Raw genomic sequence first — 22,299 nt, 5'->3', positions numbered from 1 at the left:
CCCAAGCCAACAACGACCCTGACCACGAAGCGACAGACATGGTACCCTCCATAACCTGCCGAAGTGAATCAGAAAATCAAATGATCCGCAACTGTAGTACTAGGCAGATAGCTGCGTTCTGAAAGCTATAAGTTCATCAGCGAACCTGGACGCGAATACCCCCCACCGCCTCAGCTGCAGCCAGAGCCTCAGAAGGGTCTTGATGATGTTATGGGGCTATACTCGGCGTTTCCACCCTGCCCGGGAACGCAGTTTGTTGTCGGTCTAATGCGTTTGACTGCAGCCGAACTTAAGTCGGACGCATTGTTCCGGCCGCCGTTAAGGAATGTGGATGAGCCAGGCGAATTGTGGTCGGCCCGAACCGATGGCGCCGGCGCGATGTGCAGGTCCATAGCTCCTGACTGGCCCGGGTGGGCCGCCGCTCGACGCCGCTACGGGCTCTCACGTTCAGCTTTTGCATATACTGGTTTTTCTTGGAGGCAGAGGAACACAATGCCGCAATGGTGGTTCGGTGCCGGCAGCGGTCCTCCCTCACTGCTGGCAGATCGAAGGGCCCGATCGGCCCGCGTTTTCGAGAGGCGCGGGCCATCGAGGTAAGCAAAAGCGGCAGGGCAAAGCGTGGGTACCCGACGGATCGACAAGGAAAGATATGAGCGCACCACAATCGCAGCTCGCACATTGACCGACTCCGAGCGTCTTGCACGCCAGGCGAAAACTGCGCGATTGCGCGAGCAGCGACTGAGCGCTGAAACATCGCCGTCGAAGCCGAATGCTGCGGACGCGGAAAACAAGCTGCCCCCGAAGAAGAAGGGCAAACCAATTCAGGCCGGCTAACGACTAGCGCGTCCGGCGCTCATCGCGTGTGACGCGTCTTTACGGCCGGTCTGCCCACCCGCTCCCAGCCCGCTGCTGTCTTGTCAGGACATTCCGCGCGGCTGATGGGCCTCCGGGCCGATCGCTGACTCGGTGCCCAGAGAGCAATAAGCTCTCTTCATCGTCCCAGAAAATCCTGCAGCGAGGCTTGCGGAAGATCTTCACACCCTGAATGCTTGACGCGGGCTTGATGGTCAATCGGAACATTAGCGGTTTTCTTAATGGCTGTCTCTTGGGCGGGTATAGCTCTTGCCGCCATACAGCTGCCATACAAATGTTGGTGCCGGAACGGAATCGTCAGATCAAGCCTACTGCCCATGAGCACCCGCGGCGCCGACTTTCTATACAAGTGGATTTCCGAACATATACCGGAGGGGCCAATCGACGAGCCCGGCCTGCTTGTGACCGATATGGCAGACGAAGTCATGCGGGCGGCCGGCGCCGAAGGCATCTCGATTCAGGAGATCGATGAAGAGATCGGCAGCGTTTACGACGCGATCATTCATGCCCTCGAACATCGCGAAGGTGGCCTCCCGGATTGAAGACTTTGGGGCGGTTGCCTAAAGAGGGCTCGCGGTCGCGACGGTGCGGCAGATCATCGACCAGTTGAGCTTTGAGCAGGTGGGAGCAAGCAGCCGATCTCCCTCCTTACTGACGAGCTGCATCCTCTAAAGTTCTAAATTAGCAATACCTTATGGAACTTTGGGGCGGGCGTTTCATTTTTATCCGCATGCGAGACTCTGTGATCCAAAGCATCGGGACGGGAGTGAGCATGTCGCCGCGCTACTCGCTGGTCCTCCCGATTTACAATGAAGAACAAGTGCTGCCGCGACTGGTCGAGCGGATCAGGTCGCTGATTCGTCGGCTAGACGGAGAGACCGAGGCGATTTTTGTCGATGACGGAAGCCACGATGGCAGCGTCAAATACCTTCGCAGTGTGATCGCTGCCGAGCCTCGCTTCCGGCTCATCGAGCTTTCCCGCAATTTCGGACACCAGATTGCGATCACGGCCGGCATGGACGCCGCTGCGGGTGATGCCGTCATCGTCATGGACGCTGACCTGCAAGATCCGCCAGAGGTCGTTCTCGATCTGGTGGCGAAGTGGAAAGAAGGTTTCGAAATCGTCTATGCCCGCCGCGTCAAGCGCGAGGGCGAGTCATGGTTCAAGCGTCTTACCGCAAGTCTGTTCTACCGTTTGCTGGAGAAGATGACGCCCGTCAACATCCCGCGCGACGTCGGGGATTTCCGTCTGGTCGGCCGCAAGGCGCTGGAAATTTTCAAACATATGCCTGAACACGACCGCTTCGTCAGGGGCATGTTCGGCTGGATGGGATTCAAGCAGGCGGCGGTGCCATTCGAACGCCCCGCGCGGACCATCGGCCAGACCAAATACCCTTTCTGGAAGATGGTGCACCTTGCCGTTCACGGCATCGTCAGCTTCTCCGAAAAACCGCTGCGCCTTGCGCTCTGGGGCGGATTGGCCATTTCCGCACTTGCGCTGGCCTTTGGCGCTTACGCCGTGTTCGCCTGGATTTTTGAAACCGGCGTCATTGCCGGCTGGACGTCCACCGTGGTGATCGTGTCGCTCCTGTGTGGCATCAATCTTTTCATGACCGGGGTGGTCGGACTTTATGTCGGCAGCATCCACGCCGAGGTGAAACGCCGCCCCCTTTACGTGATCGATCGGCTCTCGGGCTTCGACGAGGCGATGCGTGCCGTCTCTGGTAAGAGGCGCGGATCGTATGGGAAACCCAGGAATGGAGTCCCGGCCAATGTCCGAACTCTTCGACCGCTATAGATCCAGTTATGGCGAGGTCATCGAACGGTCGATCCGGTTTTCCGGCTTCCAACATAACTTCTTTCTGGTCGCCAAGGCCGATCTACTGCGGCGCCTCGTCATCGAGCGAAGGCTTCGGCAGGGCAAGGCGCGTGTGCGAGCGCTGGATGTGGGTTGCGGTGTCGGTTCGCTCCATCCCTATCTCGAAGACGCTTTCGAGTGCCTGGATGGTTGCGACGTCTCGCAAGAATCGATCCTGCGCGCCAGCCAGGACAATCCACAGGTCGCCTACAGGGCCTGCACCACGCCGAGCCTTCCGTATGATAGTGGCGCGTTCGATCTGGCTTTCGCCAGCTGCGTCGTCCATCATGTTCCGCCCGTCTCCTGGCTCGATTTCTTCCGGGAGATGCGGCGCGTCGTGCGGCCGGGCGGAGTCGCCTGCATCATCGAGCATAATCCCTATAATCCGCTGACGCGCCTCGCGGTGTTCCGGTGTCCATTCGACCAAGACGCGGTCCTGCTCAGCGCCGCCAAAGCGGCGTCCCTCTTTCAACAAGCGGGCTTTAGAAACATCCGATCCGAGCACTTCCTGCTGCTGCCGTCGGCTAGGCCCTTCGCCAGAAAAGTCGAGCGCGCGCTCAAGCCGCTACCGCTCGGAGCACAGTATGCGTGTAGTGCCCATGTCTGAGCATCCGTGTGCCGCCGACGCCGGCCTGAAGCTCCTGGCCCGCTTCGGGTTGGTCGGCATCGCCGCGACCGTCCTGTATGCCGCCTTGGCTGCCGCTTTCGCAAAATCGGAACGGATCGGCTTCACGCCCGTCCAGGCGTCGCTTGCCGCATACGCCGCAGCCGCCTTGTTTTCGTATCTCGCCCACAAATCCGTAACGTTTGTGTCGAGCGGATCGCATCGATCGGAGGCGCCGCGTTTTCTTCTGCTGGCGGTGACAGGCTTGGCTGTCGCTTATGGGGCGCCGGCGCTGTTGACGGTAAAACTGGGCCTGCCACTTATCATTCCAATTCTGCTTACATGCTTGGTTGTCCCAGCGGTCAATCTTCTCGTGCTCGACCGGTGGGTCTTTGCCGAGCGGAGCCCCGAGCAGCAAGGCGATCGTTCTGCCTAACCCGTGTAGAGCACTCTAAATGGCATCCAGCCGGAGCGACACCAGCTTGATAGAGCGCTTGTATATGTTGCTGGCTGCCGGACTAGGCGGAATCCCGTCGAGATAATCAAAGTCCATTTCGAGTGCCTTCGCGTTGGCAAAGGCTGCGTGCGGAATGACGAACGAGATCGTCATCGGTTCTTTGCCCGACAGTGTCACCTTGTGCACCCGAACGCCGTTCACAGCGATCACAACCCTCTGCATGACCTGTGGCGGACGAATGACGGCGGCCATTTGTAGCGTTGTCGCAAGGCCGTAGCGGAGCGGCGATATCTCCAGGCGAAGCCGCGAGGTCTCGCCCAGCGAATGGGTGCCGTCCGCCACCGGCCCCGACCAGCCACAGACCAACATGCCGCCTGCCTGTTTGGCGCCGCCAGACCGGAACGATACCGTCTGGCCAAGTTTGTAGCTGCCGATCGCATCGCGGTTGAGGCAAGTCGTCGTCCGATCGATGTAATACGCACGATAGTCGGCGTTGACATTCGGATTGAGAGCGAGCGCAAGGATAAGGATTTCGGACCCGGCCAGAACCGCCGCGAGCGCGTAGCCGCCGAGTGACACGGCGCGCCTGTAAGTGTCTAGATTGTCAGACCAGGGCAAGGTAGCCTCCGATCCACGCCACAGTCATGAAATAACAAGTGCCCAGGAAGAGAGCCAAAGCGGCAAGATAAGTCAGCTTCGACGCCGACAACAGGACGGCGACCAACATTATCAGTGGCGCAAGCCCAATGACGTATCTGACCATGGAAGCCAGGTTCGTAATCAATGGCAGGATGATGCTAATCGCGCAAAAGAGCGCAGCGCCATATTGCCTGCGAGCCGCCAGAACGACCGACAGGGTCAGTCCGGCGAGCGCGGCGAGCGCGCTCCATTGCGGCGCCGTTGGCAGCCATCCGGTCGTCGGAACGGCTGAGAGCCCATCCCATAGAAACACCAGCGGATTGCCCGCCACCCGTCCAAACGCGCGCTGGACGTGCAAGAACGCAAAGCCGTCCCCGACAGTGACATACAAAAAGAGGATGTAAGCGAACAAGCCGGCAGGCGAGATGAAGATAGCCATGAGCATGTCCGGACGACCAAGCACCCACCGTGGGAAAGATACCGTCGATCCGCCCTGCTTGCGATGCTGCCTGAACATTTGGATGACGGTCGCAAATACAGCAAGGACCCCGACGAGCCTCGTTGCCGACAGCAACGCGGATGAAAGGCCGGCGGCGAGATAGCTGGAGCGCTTGAGTGCCAAAAAGACGCACGAAGTCAGGAGCACGAAAACAGGTTCGGTAAGGAAAGTGGTGAAGTGAAAGGAGAACGGGCCGCTAAGGAGAAAAGCGCAATACAGCACATAGGCGCGCATGTTCTTCTCCAGCAGCGGCCATGCCACAAGACAGGCGGCGTAGCTGCATGCAATCGAGGTGATCGTCGCGACCAGGATCGTAGGGAAGGGGAAAACAAACCGGAGCGCCGCCACCAGCATGGGATAGAACGGAAAGAAGCCCCAGCGTCCGACATTGCTCTGGTTTGGAATGGGAAAACGCTCATAGCCGTATTCGGAAATGTCCACATACCAGGCGCAATCCCACCTGCAGAGCGCACGAGCATAAGCCTCGAAGCCTGGTTCTACCGATACTGATGCAAATGCAGCATAGCGAATGGCAAGCCCGCTGATCACGAACAGGATCGGCACTGCTACCACGGTGATGACCCTGAGGCGACCGCCAGCGTTCGCACGCGCCGCATCTTCAAGCGCCAAATCTGCCTCCACCCGCTCGAGTAACAGGCGCCACTCGCGTCCTAAATCAGCCCGGCTGCCATGGCGAATTCACTTCTTCTTCATAGGGAAGCGTGTCGACATTCTCCTGTAGCCAGCTTTCAAAAAAAACTCTTTGGTCGCGCTCACGCGATAGCTCCTTCGCCAAACTAAGCGCATCAGCGATCCGTAGTTCCGTTATCGCCGTCATTTTTCCAATCAGCAGGGGGAATTGTCTTTCCGTGACCCGATGCGCTTCTCGGCCCGTCGAGTTGCGAGCGACGGCAGCCACGAACTTCCAGGGGCTGCGTTGGAAATGGGCGGCGTCATTTATTCTTTTGCGACTCCGGTCCAAGCGAAGCGTTCCCTGCCAGATCCGCGTGCAACGGGCGAGCCATGTCGAGATGTTCCAGCACCGTCGGCAGCTTGTCGGAGGCGAAGTGCTGAAGTTCTGCATCCTCGCCGGAGCCAATCTCCCAGGCCAAAAGCTGCACCGCCTTCTGGTGGTCGACGATTTGCGCGGCGAGATAAGCCAGCTCGAACGCGGCGCCGTCCAGATTTTCGAGATCGGCGCGGATTTTCTTATGATCACGGTCGAGCTCTTCGGGAAGCGTAATCTCGCTCTTGTCCGCGACGGATTTCAGCTGTTTATTTGCCTTGTCGTGATCTTCGACCATTCGATTTGCAAATTCCCTCACCCCATCATGGCTTGTCTTTCCGGCCGCGAGCCGACCCAGCTCCACCTCGGCCCTGCCGCCAGCCGTGACCAGCTGGGCGAAAAGCCGATCCTGATAATTCGTCTGGTTCGGCGCTGGAACTCCAGGCTTCTCCATCCTCGTGTCGGGAGCAAGGCCTGCCGGATTGCCTATCTGGGCCAGCGCATAACTGGGCGACAGAGCCAGGGCGAAGGTGATTGCGGTAGCACGCATGGTGTTCTCCATTCCGCGCCGAAAGCGAGCCCCCGGCAGCGGTTTTTCGCTCGTTCAGAGAGTGAGCAGGTAAGCCACGAGTGAATCCTTTTCCGGCTGGTCAAGCTTCGTTCCGAGCATCATGTTGAAGAACTCAACCGTATCGCCAAGCGTCATCAGGCGGCCGTCATGCAGATAGGGCGGAGAGTCCTTGATCCCGCGCAGTGTAAAGGTCTTGATCGGGCCATCCGGTATGGCAACCTGGTCGTTGAAGCTCTCACCGATCTTGTAGAACCGCTCGAGCTTCAGGTCGTGCATGTTGTTGTCCATGAACGACAACCCCGGAACATGACACTCGGCGCAGCGGCCCTTGCCCATGAACACCTGCTCGCCCTTGAGCTCCTGCGCAGTTGCGGTGGCCGGGTCAAGCCGCCCGAACGGGTCGAGCTTCGGCGCCGGTGGAAAATCGATGATGTTCTGCATTTGCGCCATCATCGCCACCTGGTTCGTGCGGTCCGGCAGATTCACCCCTTTGCGAGTAGCGCTCACGTGATCGCCGTTGAAGTAGGCGGTGCGCTGCTCGAATTCCGTGAAGTCCTCGACTGAGCGCAGCGAGCGTTTGGAGCCATGAAGCTGTTGATTGAACAGGCCGCGTAGACTGGTTGTGTCCAGCCGAAAGCGCTCGGCTTGCGGCCGGACATCCGGCGTCAGGTGAAAGGCTGCGTTGGTATGGAAATTCGCGTGGCAGTCGAGGCATGCCACACCGATGCTTTGCATCGCGACCTTTCTGTCCTCGGTCTGATTGAATTCCTCCTGCGGGAAGGGCGTCAGCAGCAGACGCAGTCCTTCCATTTGTACGGGTGTGATGATGCCGTTCATATATTCGTAGAAGTTGCGGATCGTCAGCAGATCACCGCTCGACACATCCCCCAGTTCGGGGTGCGTGGTAAGGAATATCGGAGGTGGGAATTCCGGCGTAAGGTAATCCGGCAGGTCGAAATCAACGTCGAAGCGCCGCAGATCGCGCCCTTCGTGGGCGCCGATCTCCCTGATCTGGTTTTCCGGAAAGACCTGGCCTCCGGTCGCCTGCTTGACGTGCGGCAGCGGCAGGAAGCCCTTGGGTAACAAACCGCGGTCGCGGATTTCTTGGGGAGTCTTGGCGGCCAGGCTGTCCCAGGTCTCGCCTGCCGACAGTTTGACCCTGACGCCCTCCTGCACCACTTTCCGGCCGCCCGACATCACGACGCCCCGCATCGGCCGGTCCGCCAGGGTGTACGGCTCTCGAGCAGCTTGCGCTGCCGCTCGATCACGGCGGGTTTTTGCGCTTCGTCAGTCTCCTTCACCGCCGAAAAGGGCAGGCTTGGCAATGGACGATAGGTCAGATCCGGCGGCAGCGGGTCCGAAGCAACGTTAAGCGTGAACGCCGCCGCGCCAAGAAAGACCGGCAAACCGAAGTTGAAGACACGTGACATATCCCCTCCCGACAAGAAAGTCTCAGCGGTATGGCGTGGACTCGGTCCAACTCCCGCGCGCGATCTTTGTTCCCAGACTTCGAAAAAGCCGGATCGGGGAAAGACCTCGGCATCGAAGATGTGCTCGAGAGGGTCAGGCCGGCGCCGGCCGCGAGCCTTTTGCTTTTGCGATGGCAGGTCCGGATTCTTCTTGCTGCGATAGGCCGTCGCTCTGCTGATCGACGCCTTGGCCGCGGCAACGTCGCTCGTGTGTTCCTGTCGTAACTTCATAAAGAGCCTCATCTGATGGTCGGTTACATGGCGACCTGGCACAAAGGTGATTCTCCATTCTTCAGTCGGCAGTGACGCCGCGGGGGTGGTGTAACTCCGTTCGGGCTACGCCCTCACTGCGTCACATCACCCGCGCCGAGACTCATCTTGATTGAGCTGAATGTCATCCCGATCGCCGCACCACACTCTGACGTCGAACCGGAGTGGCGATGGAAGGAGGCCAGCCTTCCTCGGTGCCCTGGAACATGTGGGTACATCGAAGGTTAGCAAAGTACCTAGATCAGTAAGCAGCGACGCAAGAGAGCAGCACCGACCGAGCAAGGGCCCACTCCAGCAGCCAAACCGGTCCGGTCGACTGGCGTGGAGACTAGCGTAGACGTTAACCGGTTGGCGACCTGCTGCCGATGGCAGGCGAAGCACGCATAGGGTGCCCGGCAATTTGGAAAACATATGCAAGGATGGCCATCGCCGGCGATGCGCGGCGTGACGCAGCCGGTAAGGCTTGCCGCGCGCTGTCTTGCGGTCCAGGCCTATCTCGTTGAAAGGCAGAGTGGACGAGCAAAAGCCCGCCAACATAAAGCCAGCGGCTGGCTGTCATGTCTCTTCCGGGGCCAGAACCAACGAGGAACAATGTCTTCTTTTGAAAGTTCTGGAAGATCATCAAGGAGATAGTGAAATGTCAGAATCACGTGAATGGCTTGTCCAGTGGCTCAGGGATGCTCACGCCATGGAAGAGCAGGCCGAGACCATGTTGAATGGGCAGTTGAACCGTATCGAGAACTATCCTGAACTGAGCGACCGAATCAGGCAGCATCTCGATGAGACGAGGCGGCAGGCGGCTCGGCTTAAAACCTGTCTCGACCGCATCGGGCAAGGGTCCTCGACGCTGAAGGATGCCGGCGGCAAGCTGACCGCGATGGCGCAGTCGCTGAGCGGTGTCTTCGCTGGCGACGAGGTGATGAAAGGATCACTTGCGAGCTACACGTTCGAGCACATGGAAATCGCCTCCTACACGATCCTTATCGCCGCTGCTAAATCGGTCGGTGAAACGGAGGTCGCGCACGTTTGCGAGGAGAACCTGCGAGAGGAAGTCGCGATGGCGGACTGGCTGAAAAGCCATATAGCCTCGACAACCGAGCAGTTCCTTGCGCGGGCCGAAACGGAGAGCGAGAGTGCCAAGCGTTGATCAGTCGCCGAGATTTGCTCGTGCAAGCAAACAGCGCGTGAGCGACAGCCGCAATGTGTGCCGAGGTGCTCGGCACCACAGCTCTACGCTGAAATAGGCGCACGGTCAGGGCGGGCCTAGGGTTTTCCACTATTATGATCGGCTTGTGCCCGAACTTTTTACCCAACGTCGCCGAGACTCAAGTATTAGATTTTGCTTATGGAGCGTCGGCACGCCATCCGAAGGATCAAGGACGGGCTTTGGGAGGTCTACGACATAGACGATGGAAAGGTTGTCTTCGTGGACAGCGTAGCTCTGACCAATTTGCGGGACGAAGAGGCACTCGACGCACTGGAGTTGCTAATGGATGGATTTCTTGTTTCGAGCAGGTCTCCAAGGCTCAGTTGAGGGTCTCCAGGGACATGCTCGCGCGCACTTCAGGCGAAGCGACTCCACGCCTGTCATTGTGGGTTCCATCAAACCGCACGGCACCTTCCAGCGCGGGTTGCCCTGCGGCGGGAGGTTGGGGTGGCACCAAGAGGCGGGGAGGATGATCGCCATTAAGCACCGATTTATGCGGCAAATCTTGGCTCCGGAACTCCCGTTGCACCCAGGCCGGTGATGGCAAAAAGGCTGCCGCGCAAGACACCGTCGCTTGGAAAGCGCGGCAGCGGCGGCTTGGCCATAGAAGTGACGTACAGGGTGTCGAGCTTCGGCCCGCCGAACATGACGCTGGTGATCTTCTTGACGGGCATGTCGATGATGCGATCAACGCTGCCGTCGGGCGCGTAACGCACCAGCCTGCCGTCATAGACCAGCGCGTTCCACAGGAATCCTTCCGCATCGACGGTCGAGCCGTCAGCCGCCCCTCCCCGGCTGGTATCGACGCGGGTGAAGGTGCGCCGGTTGTTGGCGGCACCCGTTTCGATATTATAGTCGTAGGCCCAGATCTCGCCGGTCCAGGTGTCGGCGAAATAGAAGGTGCGGTCGTCCGGGCTCCAGCACGGACCGTTCGAGCAGATGATGCCGGAATCTATTCTGGTAACGGAGAAATCCGGATCGAGCCGGTAGAGCCCGCCGGAGGGTCCCTCTTCCATCGTGTCCATTGAGCCGGCGAAGAAGCGGCCGCGCCGATCGACCTTGCCGTCATTGAGCCGGTTCATCGGCCTGTCCGGCTCCGGATCGTGAATCGGCGTCACCTCGCCGGTGGCGAAATCAAGCAGATGGAAACCGCGCTGCAGCGATACCACCGCGCCACCGCCGTCCTTGCGCAATGCCATCGAACCGATCTTCATCGGCACGTCCCAGCAACGGATCTCGCGGCCGTCGGCGGTCGCCCGAAACACGCGTCCGTCGAAACTGTCGATCCAGTAGAGGCGCTCCTGCTCGACGTCCCACAGCGGCCCTTCGCCCAGCGTGGTCTTCACGTCCACCACGACTTCGATCTTCATACCGTCCTCCTCTGTTTCGGCGCTCTGCGGCAAACGTCAGAACGCGACTTTGTCGCCGCCTTTCAGTGACAGGATTTCGCGGGCCTCGTCGGGCGTCGCCACTTCCATGCCGAGTCCTTCGATGATCTTGCGGGCGAGCACCACCTGCTCGGCATTCGACTTGGCAAGCTTGCCCTTGCCGGCCCACAGACTGTCTTCGAGCCCAACGCGAATATTGCCGCCAAGCGCTGCCGATTGCGCGGCTATGCGCAACTGGCTGGCGCCCGCACCCAGAACCGACCAGCGAAACTGATCGCCGAATAGGCGATCGGCGGTACGCTTCATATGGGCGACGTCTTCCGGATGCGTGCCGATGCCGCCGAGCAGGCCGAACACGGACTGCACGAAGAACGGCGGTTTCACCAGCCCGCGATCGGCGAAGTGGGAGAGGTTATACAGATGGGCAATGTCGTAGCACTCGAACTCGAAGCGCGTGCCGTTGTCGTAACAGGTCTCCAGTATGTACTCGATGTCTTTGAACGAGTTGCGGAAGACCAGGTCACGCGTCGCTTCCAGGTGCGGCCTTTCCCAGTCGAATTTGAATGTTTCGTATTTGTCTACGAGGTGATAGAGCCCGAAATTGATCGAGCCCATGTTGAGCGAGGCGACCTCCGGCTTGAACTGGGCGGCGGGACGCACACGCTCCTCGACCTTCATGTAGGGACTGCCGCCGGTAGTGATGTTGATGGCGGCATTGGTGCCTTGCTTGACGCGCGGCAGGAAACGCGCGAACGCCTCCGGCGTCTGGTCGGGCTTGCCCGTCTCGGGGTCGCGGGCATGCAGATGCAGGATCGCCGCACCCGCCTCCGCCGCTGCAATCGCCTCGGAGGCGATCTGGTCCGGCGTGATCGGCAGATAGGGCGACATGGTCGGCGTATGGATCGCTCCCGTCACCGCGCAGGTGATGATGACTTTGCCGTTGGGTTGCTGGGCGCCGGGCTTGCGGCTTGTTTCCATCATTGTCCAAACTCCTGATCCGATTTTTTCTTGTGCGCCGCCAGCGCCATCAGCCGGCGGTCGCGCCAGACCTGCCGTTCGCCGAGGTCTTCCCGCGGCAGGCGCTTGCGGCGCTCGGCCTCGACGGTCTCCATGACCTCGCCGGCCCAGTCGACGCGGCGCAGCATCTGCGGGAAGATGTTGGAATAGATCGTCTGATAGCGCTCGACATAGTCGCGCACACCACCCGGTGCATTGAGGTCGATCGTCTCGAACGGACCCATGAACGACCAGCGCAGCGCCAGCCCGTCGCGCAAACCCGTGTCGACGTCCTCGACGCTGGCATAGCCGTCGGCGACGAGCCGGAACGCCTCCTCCAGCAGCGCGCCCTGCAAGCGGTTCATGATGAAGCCGTCGAGTTCGCGCTTCATCACCAGCGGCGCGTGGCCCGCCTCGACAAAAAAGGCGCGGGTCCTTTCCACCGTTTCGGCGGAGGTCCATGGCGCCGGCACGACTTCCGCCGCCGGGATGAGATAGGGCGGATTGATCGGGTGCACGACGAGGCAGCGATGGCGCCCCTCAAGATGATCGGTGAATTTCGACGGCAACAGCGCTGAGGTGGAACTGGCGATCACCGCCTGCGGACCGGCAAGGGCGTCGATCCGGGAGAACACTTCCCGCTTCACCTCGAGGTTTTCCGGCGTGTTCTCCTGGACGTGGACGGCATCGGCCAAGGCGTCGCCAAGCTCCGCCACAATGGTGATGCGGCCGAGCACGGCATCGACCGCCTGTCCCCGCAGCAAATCGTTGGCGGCAAGGTCGCCGAGCACGCCAGCGATATAGTCGCGCGCACCGCTGGCCGCGGCCGGCGCCTGGTCCCACATGCGCACATCATGGCCTGCACGAGCGAAGCTGATCGCCCACGCTCGCCCGATGAAGCCGCTTCCGACAATTGCTACCTTCGCCATGATCTCCCCCTCAGAGTGTCTCAACGTTGCCGTCAACGCCGAGCGACTGGCCGGAAATATTGACGCCCGCATCGGAAAGCAGGAAGGCGACCATCGCGGCAACATCGTATGGGCTGGTCATGCGGCGCAGCGAGATGTTTTGCAGATAGCGCTGCGTCATCTCCTCGTTTGAAACGCCGAGCTGCTTTGCCCGGTCGGCAATGACCTTGTCGATGCGCGGCCCTTCGATGATGCCGGGCAAGATGGCGTTGACCCTGATCCCATGCGGTCCGAGTTCCTTGGCAAGACTCTGGGTCAGGCCGACAACGCCGAACTTGGCAGCCGAATACGGCGTGCGGAACGCGTAGCCATGGCGGCCGGCGGCGGAAGACATTGAGACGATCGAGCCCCCGCCCGCCGCCTTGATCAGCGGCACGGCACGCCGCGCGCACAGAAACTGGCCGGTCAGGCAGATATCTATGCAGCGCCGCCAGTCTGCCGGATCGATCTCATCGACCCCGCCGGTCGGCCCGGCAATGCCGGCATTGTTGATCAGGGCGTCGAGCCCGCCGAGCTTCTCCTTGACGGTCTCGAACAGCTGGTCGACATCGTCGTCGCGCGAAACGTCCGCTTTGACTGCGGCGGCGAGTGTGAGCCTCTCTGGAGCGGCGGCCAGCGCCTCGTGGGAAATATCGCAGATCACGACACGCGCGCCGAGCCTCGACAGCGTCTCTGCAATGGCAAACCCGATGCCGCCGGCACCCGCCGTCACCAGCACGCGCTGGCCTTTGAGCCCGGTCAGGAATTCGTCCGCCGATCCCGGTGCGCTTGAGCTCATTATTCCATTCCTTTCACTGAATCCGCCTTTCGCGCAGCGCCATGACGGCACCGAGCACCACCAGCCCGAACAGGATCGCCCGCGTCGCGTAAGGCAGCGTCGTGCCGGCGAGCAGCATCTGCAACGCGGTCAGGAGCAGCACCCCGCCCAGCATGCCGAGATAGTGCCCGCGCCCGCCGGTGATCAGCGCACCGCCGACCACGACAACGGCGATCGAGGGCAGCAGATAGTCGTCACCCATGCCGAGGCTGGCCTGGCCGGAAAAGCCGGTCAGCATGATCCCGACGATTGCCGCGCAGACCGCCGACAGCACATAGACGAGGATGAGCGTGCGACCGACCGCGATACCGGAGAGCTGGGCTGCGCGCAGGCTGTTGCCGATGCCGTAGACGCGGCGGCCAAAAGCGGTGCGGCCGAGCAGCAGCACGGCAAAGACGACGAATGCGATCATCAACAGCACCACCGGCGTGATGGCGAATACCCTGCCGGTCATGAACCAGCGCAGCATCGGCGAGGAGAAGCCGGCCGGCGTACCCTGCGAGTAAAGCAGCGCGACGCCTTGCAGAATGCCGTTGGTGGCCAGCGTCATCACGATCGGCGAAATGCCGAGGAAGACGATGCCGATGCCGTTGGCAAGACCGATCAGGCAAGCGATGAGCAGCACCGCCGGCAGCGCATAGGCAAGTGCACCATCCGAGCCGTTGACCATGCCGGCAAGCAGGATGCCCGAGAGACCGATTGTCCACGGCACCGACAGGTCGAGCCCGCCGGTGAGGATTACGCTGCCTTGCCCAAGAGCCAGGATGGCGAGGAAGCTCGACAGCACGAACAGCGAGTTCCAGTAGGTGACGTTGACAATGGCGCGTCCGAGCCAGATCTGGGTGACGATCACGACGACGGCCAGGCAGACATAGGCCGGCAGCGCATAACGCAGCGTCTCGGCATTGCGGATATGGAAGGCCGGCTGCGGCGCCTGCTGATCGTCGGTGCTGCCACGCGCGATTCTCAGCCGCCGGTCGGTGCGATCGATCTGCGAGGGCAGCATTCCGGCGCGCCATGCGCCCAACCGCGCCCGTAGCGCACGCAGTTGGCGGGCGAGCACGGAGCCATGCGACAGCGAGCCGGCAAGCACGGCAAGAATCAGGATCGTGCCCTCGGCGATCGTGGAATAATAGGCCGAGACGTTGAGTACGAGCAGGATGTTGACGACCATCATTAGTATGTAGGCGCCAAAGACGGTGCCAACCGGCCCGCCTTGACCGCCGCCCAGCCTCGTACCGCCGACAACGACCGCCGCGAACATCGACAGCAACAACGGGTTGCCGACGAGCGGATCGCCGCTGCCGGTCTGGGCGCTGATGAAGACGCCGGCGAGCCCGTAGCAGCCGCCGGCTATGACATAGACCAGGAAGCGCACGAGAACGACGCGCACGCCGACCGAAGCGGCCGCATCCGGATCGCTGCCGATCGCATAGAGAGCCGTCCCGAAGCGTGTGCCTTTGAGCCAGAACCAGGCGAGCAGGACGACGCCAATAACCACCAGCGGCATCGGTATCCAGCCGGCGATGGCATCACCGAGATAGAAGGCGCCAAGATCGGGAGAGACGAAGCCGCCCGGCTTGTCCATAACCAGCAGCGTTACCCCCTGCAGGATGAACATGGTCGACAGCGTGACGACGATTGGCTGCATGCGCAGGACGGCGATGAAGAAGCCGTTGAAGGCGCCGACCAGCATGCCGACACCAATTCCGGCCAAGGTCCACAGCGCGACACTGGTGCCGGTCGCCATCGGATCCATACCTTTTGCCAGGACGACATTGACCAGCGAGATCACCGCGCCGGCGGACAGGTCGAAACCGCCGGACAGGATGACCAAGGTCTGGCCGATCGCCGCCAGTGCCGAGGTGGCGCCGCCGCTGGAGAGAAACGAAATGTCGAAATAGGTGAGCCGCCCGGCACTGACCAGATCGACGACAAGCAGGAGCACCGCAAAGACGATCGCCGCGATGATCGCGCCGCTGTGCCGCGCGAGAAGCCGCGACAATGTCGCGGCCGGTGCCGCGGCGGGCAAACTCGTCACGCTCATTCCGCCGCCTCCCGGACCAAGTCGCCGTGTCCCAGCGCCGGTCGCATGATCGCGCCTTCCGTGATGTGGTTGCCGGCAAGCTCCGCCACCAGGCGACCGTCATAGAGGACGAGCACCCGGTCGCATTGATGGACCAGCTCGGGAATTTCGGTTGAATGCAGAAGGATCGAGCCGCCGGCCGCCACGTAGTCGCGCATCATCACGTAGAGTTCGTGCTTGGTGCCGACGTCGATGCCGCGGGTTGGGTCGAAGAGCAGCAGGATGCGGCTTTCGGCGACCAGCCATTTGGCGATGGCGATCTTCTGCTGGTTACCGCCCGAAAACGCCCCCGCCCTAGTCCACATGGCGCGGTGGTCGACCTCGACCGTCGAGAAGGCGGACTGTACGGCCCGCGCCTCCTCGTGCCTGCTGATCAGGCCAAATCGGGTAAAACGCGCGACGACCGGCAGCGATACGTTCTGCCGGCCCGAGAGTTTCAGGAACAGGCCTTCGGTCTTGCGGTCCTCGGGTACCAGCCCGATCGCCATGTTGGGCTTGAGCGCATCGGCGGGCGATCCAAGCCAAACCATGCGGCCGTCGACCAGGACATGGCCGCGCTCGATCTCGGCCATGCCGAAGCAGGCGAGGAACAGGTCGAGCTGGCCCATGCCCTGAAGCCCGGCAATGCCGAGGATCTCGCCCTTGCGCAGGTCGAAACCGACGCCGTCGAGCTTCCTCCCGGCCTTGAGATCGCGCACGCCGAGTACCGGAGGACCGAAGACGGCCTCGCTTTCGGGTTTCGGCGGAAAGGTCTGGGCGATGCTGCGACCGATGATCTTTTCGATCACTTCTCCATCCGGGACGTCGGCAACCGGCGCCGTAACGATATGGCGGCCGTTTCTGAGAATGGTCAGCGTGTCGCAGAAGGCCCGCACCTCGCGCATGCGATGGGTGATGAACACGACCGTTGTGCCGGCGGCCTTAAGTCGCGCGATGATGCCGCCCAGCCATTCGACATCGCCGCCCGACAGCGTCGAGGTCGGTTCGTCGAGCAGGAGGATGCGCGGCTTGCGATAGAGCGCGCGCGCGATTTCGATCTTCTGGCGGACGGCGAGATCGAGGGTCGCGACCTCGGCATCAAGATCGACCGAAAAGCCGAGATCGGAAATGTGCTGGCGCACCGCCTTGCGCGCGGCCGACCGCTTGATCAGGCCGATCGGGCCGACAGGCGCGTAGGGCAGCAGCATGTTGTCGAGAACGCTGAGATCGCGCACCAGCGTCATTTCCTGGAAGGCTGTCTGCACGCCCTTGGCGTGCGCGGCGCGCGGCGAACCCAGCGGCGCCGGCTCGCCCAGCACGGTTATTTGCCCTTCGTCGGGCCGCACCAGTCCCGATAGCAGCTTGACGAGCGTCGACTTGCCGGCGCCATTCTCGCCGAGCAGGGCGTGCACGCTGCCGGAAGTGATCTCAAAAGAGACGCCATCGAGGGCGACTGTTGCGCCGAACGCCTTGCGGACGCCCTCTATGCCGACAGCTGTCGATTGCGCTGACATCATGATCCCAGTCCCGGCCTGCATGAAAGGTGCGTGGAGTGCCTCGAAAGGCACCCCACGCTCCATTTCGGAGAGCCTTACTCCTCGGGCTGGCCGACAAGGGCGGCGGCGAGACCGATTTCAGGTGTCTGGTCGGAGAAGATCGAGGCGAACCAGCCGGGGTTGGAGACCAGCGACGGTTTGAACGCGTTGCAACCAGCCTTCATCTCCGCCCAGGTGCCTTCGTCACAAAGCTTTATCGTCTCGTTGGTGACGACCGGCAGTGGCAGGATCGTCTTCTTGGCAACGTCCTTGCCTTCAAGCGCCTCGACGGCAAGCTTGAGGGCCAGCGCCCCGGAATAAGGCGGCGACGCGTAGGAAATGCGCGAGGCGCCAAGCGGCGCATAGGGTGACGTCGCGCCCTCGACCTCCGTGCCCTCCGGCAGCATCTGGATACGCCCGCCATTGGAACCCTCGCCGGCGCAAGGCAGGAGTTCGCTGACCTTTTTGCCGGCCTCGAGTTGCATGGAATTGGCGGTGAAGCAGCCTACCTGCATCCACAGCCCATTTATGTCGTCCCAGCTGCGCGTCGCCAATATCTTGGAAAGTTCGGTACGGGCCACCGCCTGGCTCCACATGCCGACAGCCTCGCCGACGATCTTGATGTCGGGATGCTTGGCAAACACCTCCTTCGCGGCCTTGGTGCGCAGATCATCGACCGAGGTGCCGGGAACGCCGGTCACCGCGATGATGTTGCCCTTGCCATTAAGTTTCTTGACCAGCCACTCCGCCGTCACGCGGCCAGCCTCTTCCTGGTCGATATGGACGTTGTAGGCGCAGGGCTCCGTGATCTCGGCATCATAGGCAAACACCTTCACGCCCTTGTCGCAGGCGTTCTTCACCACCTGGTTGAGCGCTGTCGGCGAGATCGGGAAGATCACGATGGCTTCGGCGCCTGCCTGCACCATGGCGTTGATCTGCTGGATCTGGCGCTGTGCGTTCGGCCCCGCCACCTGAACCTGGAGGTCGATCTTATCGGCCATGCTCTTGTGCGACGCCATCGCCTTGACCATGTTGGCAGCCTCGGCTTGCCAATCATTGCCGATGAAGCTCATGCTGAGAAATATCTTGTGCTTTCCGGCCGCTTCGGCGGCGGACGTACCAAGAACGCAAACAGCCATGCCGGCAAGCAGCGCAAACCGCCGGGCTTTCGATCCGATACCCATTCAAAACTCCTCCCAGTTCAGACGACCGAATGCCTCCCAAGGGCACGAAACGTGCTCCTTGTCATTCGATGCAGCTGACCGTATCATGATTTGATCAAAGATCAATGATGAAAAGCTAATAAGTAAAAGCCGGATAGACCGGCGCTTGACGCGGCAATCCGAACCTTGCATTCCGGGCACAGGCGCCGGGTAGGACAAGAGCGTCGCCGTATGTCGCCGTATGGGGAAAGGTAGGCAGAGATGGCTGGGGCGGCATTCAGGAAGCCGGGCGTCGAGATCACGCCGCTTTCCAGGGAAACCCTGCAGGACAGGGTTTACCGGCACGTCACCGAGTTGATCCTCGACGGCAGTATCGTTCCGGGTGAAATGGTGACGGTGCAGAGCCTCGCCGACGCTTTCGGCGTCAGCCCGATGCCGGTTCGCGAGGCACTGCGGCGTCTGAGCGCCGCCAACGCATTGATGGTGGTTTCGGGCCGGTCAATCGGTATCCCCGCATTAAGCCGCGCGCGACTCATCGATCTCAGGAACGTCAGGTTTGAGATCGAGGCGATCGCCGCCGCATGGGCGGCCGAGCGAATGGACGATGCCAGCGTGGCGCTGCTGCGCCAGCATCTGGACGCACTCGAACAGGCCAATGCCGCCGGCGACGTCAAATCCTACCTCAGGGCCAACTACGCCTTCCATTTCTCCATCTATCGAGCCGCTGGCTCGGAAAACATGCTCAACATCATCGAGAACCTGTGGCTGCAGATCAGTCCCTATTTCAACATGCTGCACGATTCCGGAAACTATTCGACCGCCAACCAGCACCATCAGGAGATGTTTGCAGCGCTGCGAGACCGCAACGCGGAGGCGGTCCGGGCTGCGGTTCGCGCTGACATCGACGCGGCTTTCACTGTCCTGATCAAACTGCTGAAATAGTCGCAGGTCGCCAAGCCCGACATGGCAGGACGGCGATGCTCACCACAACCGAACCGCCGAGCATCAGCGGACATTTTCCAGCGCCCTGCTGCGGTGATTCATCCAGAGGGGACGATCCAGCGCTCACAGGGCCGAGTTGGTCAGGGGTAGCGCTTGCCAGAGCCTACAAGCTCATCCTTAATCGCTGGCGTTGCGGTGTGACCGTCGGCACGGGTGAAGGCATGCCCGAGCGGCTTGTCAACAAGAACGGGAGACGGCAGTGTTCTGACGTTATCAATGAGCCGCGTCTCGCCGAGCCAGGCCGCTGCAAACAGGCGTGCCGGCCGATCCAGGCTTGCTATCGGTTGCAGATCTGCCTCGCCACGGAGTTCCAGGTACTCGACCTCGCGATAGCCCGCGGACAGGATCGCTGCGCGCGCTTCGGCAAGCGTTGGCAGGACGGGAGAGCCGTTCGAGAGCCCCGACGCCGTATCGAGTAGGACCGATGCTAGCCTTGGGGCGACGGCGCGCTCTGCCGGCGAGAGCCGGACATTGCGCGATGACAAAGCGAGACCATCGGCTTCCCGGATTGTCGGACAGGGGACGACGGTGATCGGAATATCCAGGTCCCGGACCATGCGCCTGATAAGTTGAAGCTGCTGGAAGTCCTTCTCTCCGAAAAAGGCGAAATCAGCGCCGGTCTGCAGGAAGAGTTTTGCAACGACGGTCGCCACCCCATCGAAATGGCCGGGCCGGAACGCACCGCACAGGCTTTCACTGACGCCGGACACGGACACGGTCGTGGCGAAGCCGTCAGGATACATCTCAGTCGCATCCGGAACATAAAACAGGTGGGCGCCCAGCCGCGTGAGCTTTGCAGCGTCTTCGTCTTCCGTGCGGGGATAGGCGGCAAGATCCGCCGCACTGTTGAACTGCTTGGGATTGACGAACAGCGTCACGATCACGCGATCGGCCTTTTGAAGCGCAGAACGCACGAGACTCAAATGCCCTTCATGCAAGGCTCCCATCGTAGGCACCACGGCGATATTGAGACCGGAACGGCGCCATCCCGCCACAGCGGTACGAAGCTCGGCAATGGTGCGGACGATCGGCGCGCTCACGCGGCTTCTCCGGCTTGCGGTGCGTCGGCGAAGAGATGTTCGGCCGCCGGAAAGCGCCCTTCCCGCACATCAGCCGCGTAAGCCGCAATGGCGGCTTCGTCCTCTGAGCCCAGTTCGGCATAGCGCTTGACGAATTTCGGACGAAAACCGGTGAACATGCCCAGAATATCGTCGACGACCAGAACCTGGCCGTCGCAGGCGGCGGAGGCGCCGATCCCGATGGTTGGAATCGTAACCTCCTCGGTTATTCTTCGTGCGAGCGGCTCGGCAACCTTTTCCAGCACAACGGAGAATGAGCCGGATTCGGCAACAGCAACAGCGTCGCGCAAAATTCTGTCGCCGTCTCCGCCCCTGCCCTGGACCTTGTAGCCGCCAAGCACATTGATCGCTTGCGGTGTTAGTCCGACATGGCTCATGACGGGGATGCCGCGGGCAGTGAGAAAGCGGATCGTGTCAGCCATGCTCTCGCCGCCCTCCAGTTTGACCGCGGCGCATCCGGTCTCCGCCATCAGCCGGGCGGCGTTGCGAAAGGCCTGTTCGCAGCCCTCCTCATAGGAGCCGAACGGCATGTCGACGACCATCAGCGCTCGTTCAAGACCGCGGCGCACGGCCTTGCCGTGCATGATCATCATCTCCAGCGTAACCCCGAGGGTTGACGTCAGGCCATGAAGCACCATGCCGACGCTGTCGCCGACCAGGACCACGTCGCAGTGCCTATCGGCGAGGCGCGCAACGGGCGTTGTATACGCTGTTAAGCAGACAATCGGCTTCTTGTGCTTTCGGGCCGCAATGTCCGGCGGCGTCAGCGCCTTTGTTTCGACCGCCACACTCATCGGCACATTCCCTTGGGTCAAGTTCCAGCGGTGACGGTTTTGCATAGTTCTGTGCAGGTGCGAAGGCCAAAACCGCACTGCATCAGAAAAGTTTGTGCGTCGCGAAGCAGGCTCTCCGCAAAGCAAACACAGAGGGCCAGCGTTCCTCTGCTTCGGTGATCCTGCGCGACAACCGTGTTGCTGAGCGGCTGAGCAATCGGGCTCCGGCCGTTTTCAACTCGAACAGTTTAACTGCCGCACGGCGGTTCACGCCAGAAGCGACCTTGGTTGCAAGCCTACCCGAAATGCGTTGTGACGGAAGCATGCGCCCGCACTCCAGACACTACGATTTGAATCAATATCGCTGGTTCGAATCGGTTCCAAAACAAGGTGCACGCTGGCGGCGTTGGCATTTTCCGCATATTACCAATCCCTTGACTACCGTCAAAGCCGCTCCAGAATCATCTGCATGGCTTGGGAAATTGCGGACATCAATATCGGCGATGAGGTGGCGATCACCATGACGGTGCTGAAGCTCCTGGACGACGGAAGAGCTAGCGTCGTCAGCATCCCCTCCTATGGTTTTCCGCATTCGATCCCTGCTCCTAAAAAGTCCAAACCAGGTGACGAGCTCCAGCTCACTGGCGAGGTCACGCGGGTCGACGAGGAAAATCGAAGGGTGACCGTGAAAGCTGGCGGGCTAATCACCGTGGATGCCGATACGATCACCGACTGGACGCCTGTCCGCCGCAAAAAGATGTCGCTCAGAGATGAGGCGGATTAGCGAACGCAGATCAAACCATCGATGCCGAAGACAAGTCCGCAAGGCCTGGCCGTCCTTGCTCTGGTGCGCGTGGCATCGAGGAGACCTGCCGGCCGGCGTGCTGCCGATCGAGGAGGCTGTCTTCCTGCTCTTATGGCCAAGAGCCCATGCATGAGGGTGAGGCGCTTGCCAAGGCTATCATTGAAACAGTTGAACGGCTAACTGCTGGCGGGAAGGCAATCGCCCCAGGTGGCGCACTGTACGAAAATTACCAACTTCGTTAGCCGGGAACAAGCA

Annotated in this window: 20 protein-coding genes and 2 pseudogenes; 7 read left to right on the top strand and 15 right to left on the bottom strand. The window is 61.2% G+C overall.

Features of this window, described 5'->3' with window-relative positions; all coding sequences use genetic code 11:
- Nucleotides 1–1,190: 1,190 nt before the first annotated feature.
- The 4 genes from NKI18_RS17055 (at nucleotide 1,191) to NKI18_RS17040 (ending at nucleotide 3,771) form a co-directional block, all read left to right on the top strand.
- The gene (locus NKI18_RS17055) at nucleotides 1,191–1,415 is read left to right on the top strand and encodes a DUF768 domain-containing protein (RefSeq protein WP_352621780.1); all 225 of its coding nucleotides are present in this window, start codon (nucleotides 1,191–1,193) and stop codon (nucleotides 1,413–1,415) included.
- Between the two features lie 230 nt (nucleotides 1,416–1,645).
- Nucleotides 1,646–2,671 (top strand): glycosyltransferase family 2 protein, encoded by a 1,026-nt coding sequence (locus tag NKI18_RS17050; RefSeq protein ID WP_352621779.1) that lies wholly within the window; start codon nucleotides 1,646–1,648, stop codon nucleotides 2,669–2,671.
- The gene (locus NKI18_RS17045; RefSeq protein ID WP_352621778.1) at nucleotides 2,646–3,338 is read left to right on the top strand and encodes a class I SAM-dependent methyltransferase; all 693 of its coding nucleotides are present in this window, start codon (nucleotides 2,646–2,648) and stop codon (nucleotides 3,336–3,338) included. The genes NKI18_RS17050 and NKI18_RS17045 overlap by 26 nt, the downstream gene beginning before the upstream one ends.
- A 49-nt stretch (nucleotides 3,339–3,387) precedes the next feature.
- On the top strand, nucleotides 3,388–3,771 hold the full coding sequence (locus NKI18_RS17040) for a GtrA family protein (protein WP_352621776.1): 384 nt from the start codon (nucleotides 3,388–3,390) through the stop codon (nucleotides 3,769–3,771).
- Between the two features lie 15 nt (nucleotides 3,772–3,786).
- Here the strand turns inward: NKI18_RS17040 and NKI18_RS17035 are convergent, their stop codons facing one another.
- The 6 genes and pseudogenes from NKI18_RS17035 to NKI18_RS17010 form a co-directional block, all read right to left on the bottom strand.
- Nucleotides 3,787–4,410 (bottom strand): hypothetical protein, encoded by a 624-nt coding sequence (locus tag NKI18_RS17035; RefSeq protein WP_352621774.1) that lies wholly within the window; start codon nucleotides 4,408–4,410, stop codon nucleotides 3,787–3,789.
- Nucleotides 4,397–5,560, bottom strand: coding sequence for a putative hexosyltransferase (locus NKI18_RS17030; RefSeq protein WP_352621772.1), 1,164 nt, complete (start codon nucleotides 5,558–5,560; stop codon nucleotides 4,397–4,399). Before NKI18_RS17030 ends, NKI18_RS17035 begins: the two co-directional genes overlap by 14 nt.
- Before the next feature lie 46 nt (nucleotides 5,561–5,606).
- Nucleotides 5,607–5,849: a hypothetical protein gene (locus NKI18_RS17025; RefSeq protein WP_352621770.1), complete on the bottom strand. Its 243-nt coding sequence runs from the start codon at nucleotides 5,847–5,849 to the stop codon at nucleotides 5,607–5,609.
- Nucleotides 5,850–5,883: 34 nt separating this feature from the next.
- Entirely contained in the window at nucleotides 5,884–6,486 is a 603-nt protein-coding gene (locus NKI18_RS17020) for a DUF4142 domain-containing protein (RefSeq protein WP_352621768.1), read from the bottom strand.
- Nucleotides 6,487–6,540: 54 nt separating this feature from the next.
- Nucleotides 6,541–7,937, bottom strand: a pseudogene (locus NKI18_RS17015) (cytochrome B6).
- 96 nt (nucleotides 7,938–8,033) lie between these two features.
- Nucleotides 8,034–8,249, bottom strand: a pseudogene (locus tag NKI18_RS17010) (IS21 family transposase); the annotation flags it as partial.
- Between the two features lie 634 nt (nucleotides 8,250–8,883).
- Here NKI18_RS17010 and NKI18_RS17005 point away from each other — a divergent pair.
- Nucleotides 8,884–9,393: a ferritin-like domain-containing protein gene (locus tag NKI18_RS17005; protein ID WP_352621782.1), complete on the top strand. Its 510-nt coding sequence runs from the start codon at nucleotides 8,884–8,886 to the stop codon at nucleotides 9,391–9,393.
- 551 nt (nucleotides 9,394–9,944) lie between these two features.
- Here NKI18_RS17005 and NKI18_RS17000 read toward each other — a convergent pair.
- The 7 genes from NKI18_RS17000 to NKI18_RS16970 form a co-directional block, all read right to left on the bottom strand.
- Nucleotides 9,945–10,823, bottom strand: a complete 879-nt coding sequence (locus NKI18_RS17000) for an SMP-30/gluconolactonase/LRE family protein (protein ID WP_023678683.1) — start codon at nucleotides 10,821–10,823, stop codon at nucleotides 9,945–9,947.
- A gap of 36 nt (nucleotides 10,824–10,859) precedes the next feature.
- Complete coding sequence (gene kce, locus NKI18_RS16995) at nucleotides 10,860–11,822, bottom strand: 3,5-dioxohexanoate:acetyl-CoA acetone transferase (protein WP_352621766.1); 963 nt, start codon at nucleotides 11,820–11,822, stop codon at nucleotides 10,860–10,862.
- Entirely contained in the window at nucleotides 11,819–12,766 is a 948-nt protein-coding gene (locus NKI18_RS16990; RefSeq protein ID WP_352621765.1) for a 3-hydroxyacyl-CoA dehydrogenase, read from the bottom strand. Before NKI18_RS16990 ends, kce begins: the two co-directional genes overlap by 4 nt.
- Nucleotides 12,767–12,776: 10 nt before the next feature.
- Nucleotides 12,777–13,583: an SDR family oxidoreductase gene (locus NKI18_RS16985; protein ID WP_352621763.1), complete on the bottom strand. Its 807-nt coding sequence runs from the start codon at nucleotides 13,581–13,583 to the stop codon at nucleotides 12,777–12,779.
- A gap of 13 nt (nucleotides 13,584–13,596) precedes the next feature.
- Nucleotides 13,597–15,669: an ABC transporter permease gene (locus tag NKI18_RS16980; protein WP_352621761.1), complete on the bottom strand. Its 2,073-nt coding sequence runs from the start codon at nucleotides 15,667–15,669 to the stop codon at nucleotides 13,597–13,599.
- Entirely contained in the window at nucleotides 15,666–17,204 is a 1,539-nt protein-coding gene (locus NKI18_RS16975) for a sugar ABC transporter ATP-binding protein (protein WP_352621759.1), read from the bottom strand. Before NKI18_RS16975 ends, NKI18_RS16980 begins: the two co-directional genes overlap by 4 nt.
- Nucleotides 17,205–17,278: 74 nt before the next feature.
- Nucleotides 17,279–18,406, bottom strand: coding sequence for a sugar ABC transporter substrate-binding protein (locus tag NKI18_RS16970; RefSeq protein WP_352621758.1), 1,128 nt, complete (start codon nucleotides 18,404–18,406; stop codon nucleotides 17,279–17,281).
- A gap of 240 nt (nucleotides 18,407–18,646) precedes the next feature.
- Between NKI18_RS16970 and NKI18_RS16965 the strand changes: the two genes are divergently transcribed.
- Nucleotides 18,647–19,327 (top strand): GntR family transcriptional regulator, encoded by a 681-nt coding sequence (locus tag NKI18_RS16965; protein ID WP_023678676.1) that lies wholly within the window; start codon nucleotides 18,647–18,649, stop codon nucleotides 19,325–19,327.
- Nucleotides 19,328–19,467: 140 nt separating this feature from the next.
- On the opposite strand, the gene panC is transcribed toward NKI18_RS16965, so the two are convergent.
- Both panC and panB read right to left on the bottom strand, forming a co-directional pair.
- Entirely contained in the window at nucleotides 19,468–20,427 is a 960-nt protein-coding gene (panC, locus tag NKI18_RS16960) for a pantoate--beta-alanine ligase (RefSeq protein ID WP_352621756.1), read from the bottom strand.
- On the bottom strand, nucleotides 20,424–21,260 hold the full coding sequence (gene panB / locus NKI18_RS16955) for a 3-methyl-2-oxobutanoate hydroxymethyltransferase (protein ID WP_352621754.1): 837 nt from the start codon (nucleotides 21,258–21,260) through the stop codon (nucleotides 20,424–20,426). The genes panC and panB overlap by 4 nt, the downstream gene beginning before the upstream one ends.
- Before the next feature lie 448 nt (nucleotides 21,261–21,708).
- Here panB and NKI18_RS16950 point away from each other — a divergent pair, with 448 nt between their 5' ends.
- Nucleotides 21,709–22,023, top strand: a complete 315-nt coding sequence (locus tag NKI18_RS16950; protein WP_352621752.1) for a hypothetical protein — start codon at nucleotides 21,709–21,711, stop codon at nucleotides 22,021–22,023.
- Nucleotides 22,024–22,299 lie beyond the last annotated feature (276 nt).

The sequence above is a fragment of the Mesorhizobium sp. M0800 genome (assembly GCF_040320095.1).
GTDB lineage: Bacteria > Pseudomonadota > Alphaproteobacteria > Rhizobiales > Rhizobiaceae > Mesorhizobium.
Note: the sequence above shows the minus strand (reverse complement) of the source record. Positions and strands in the feature narration are given on the sequence as shown.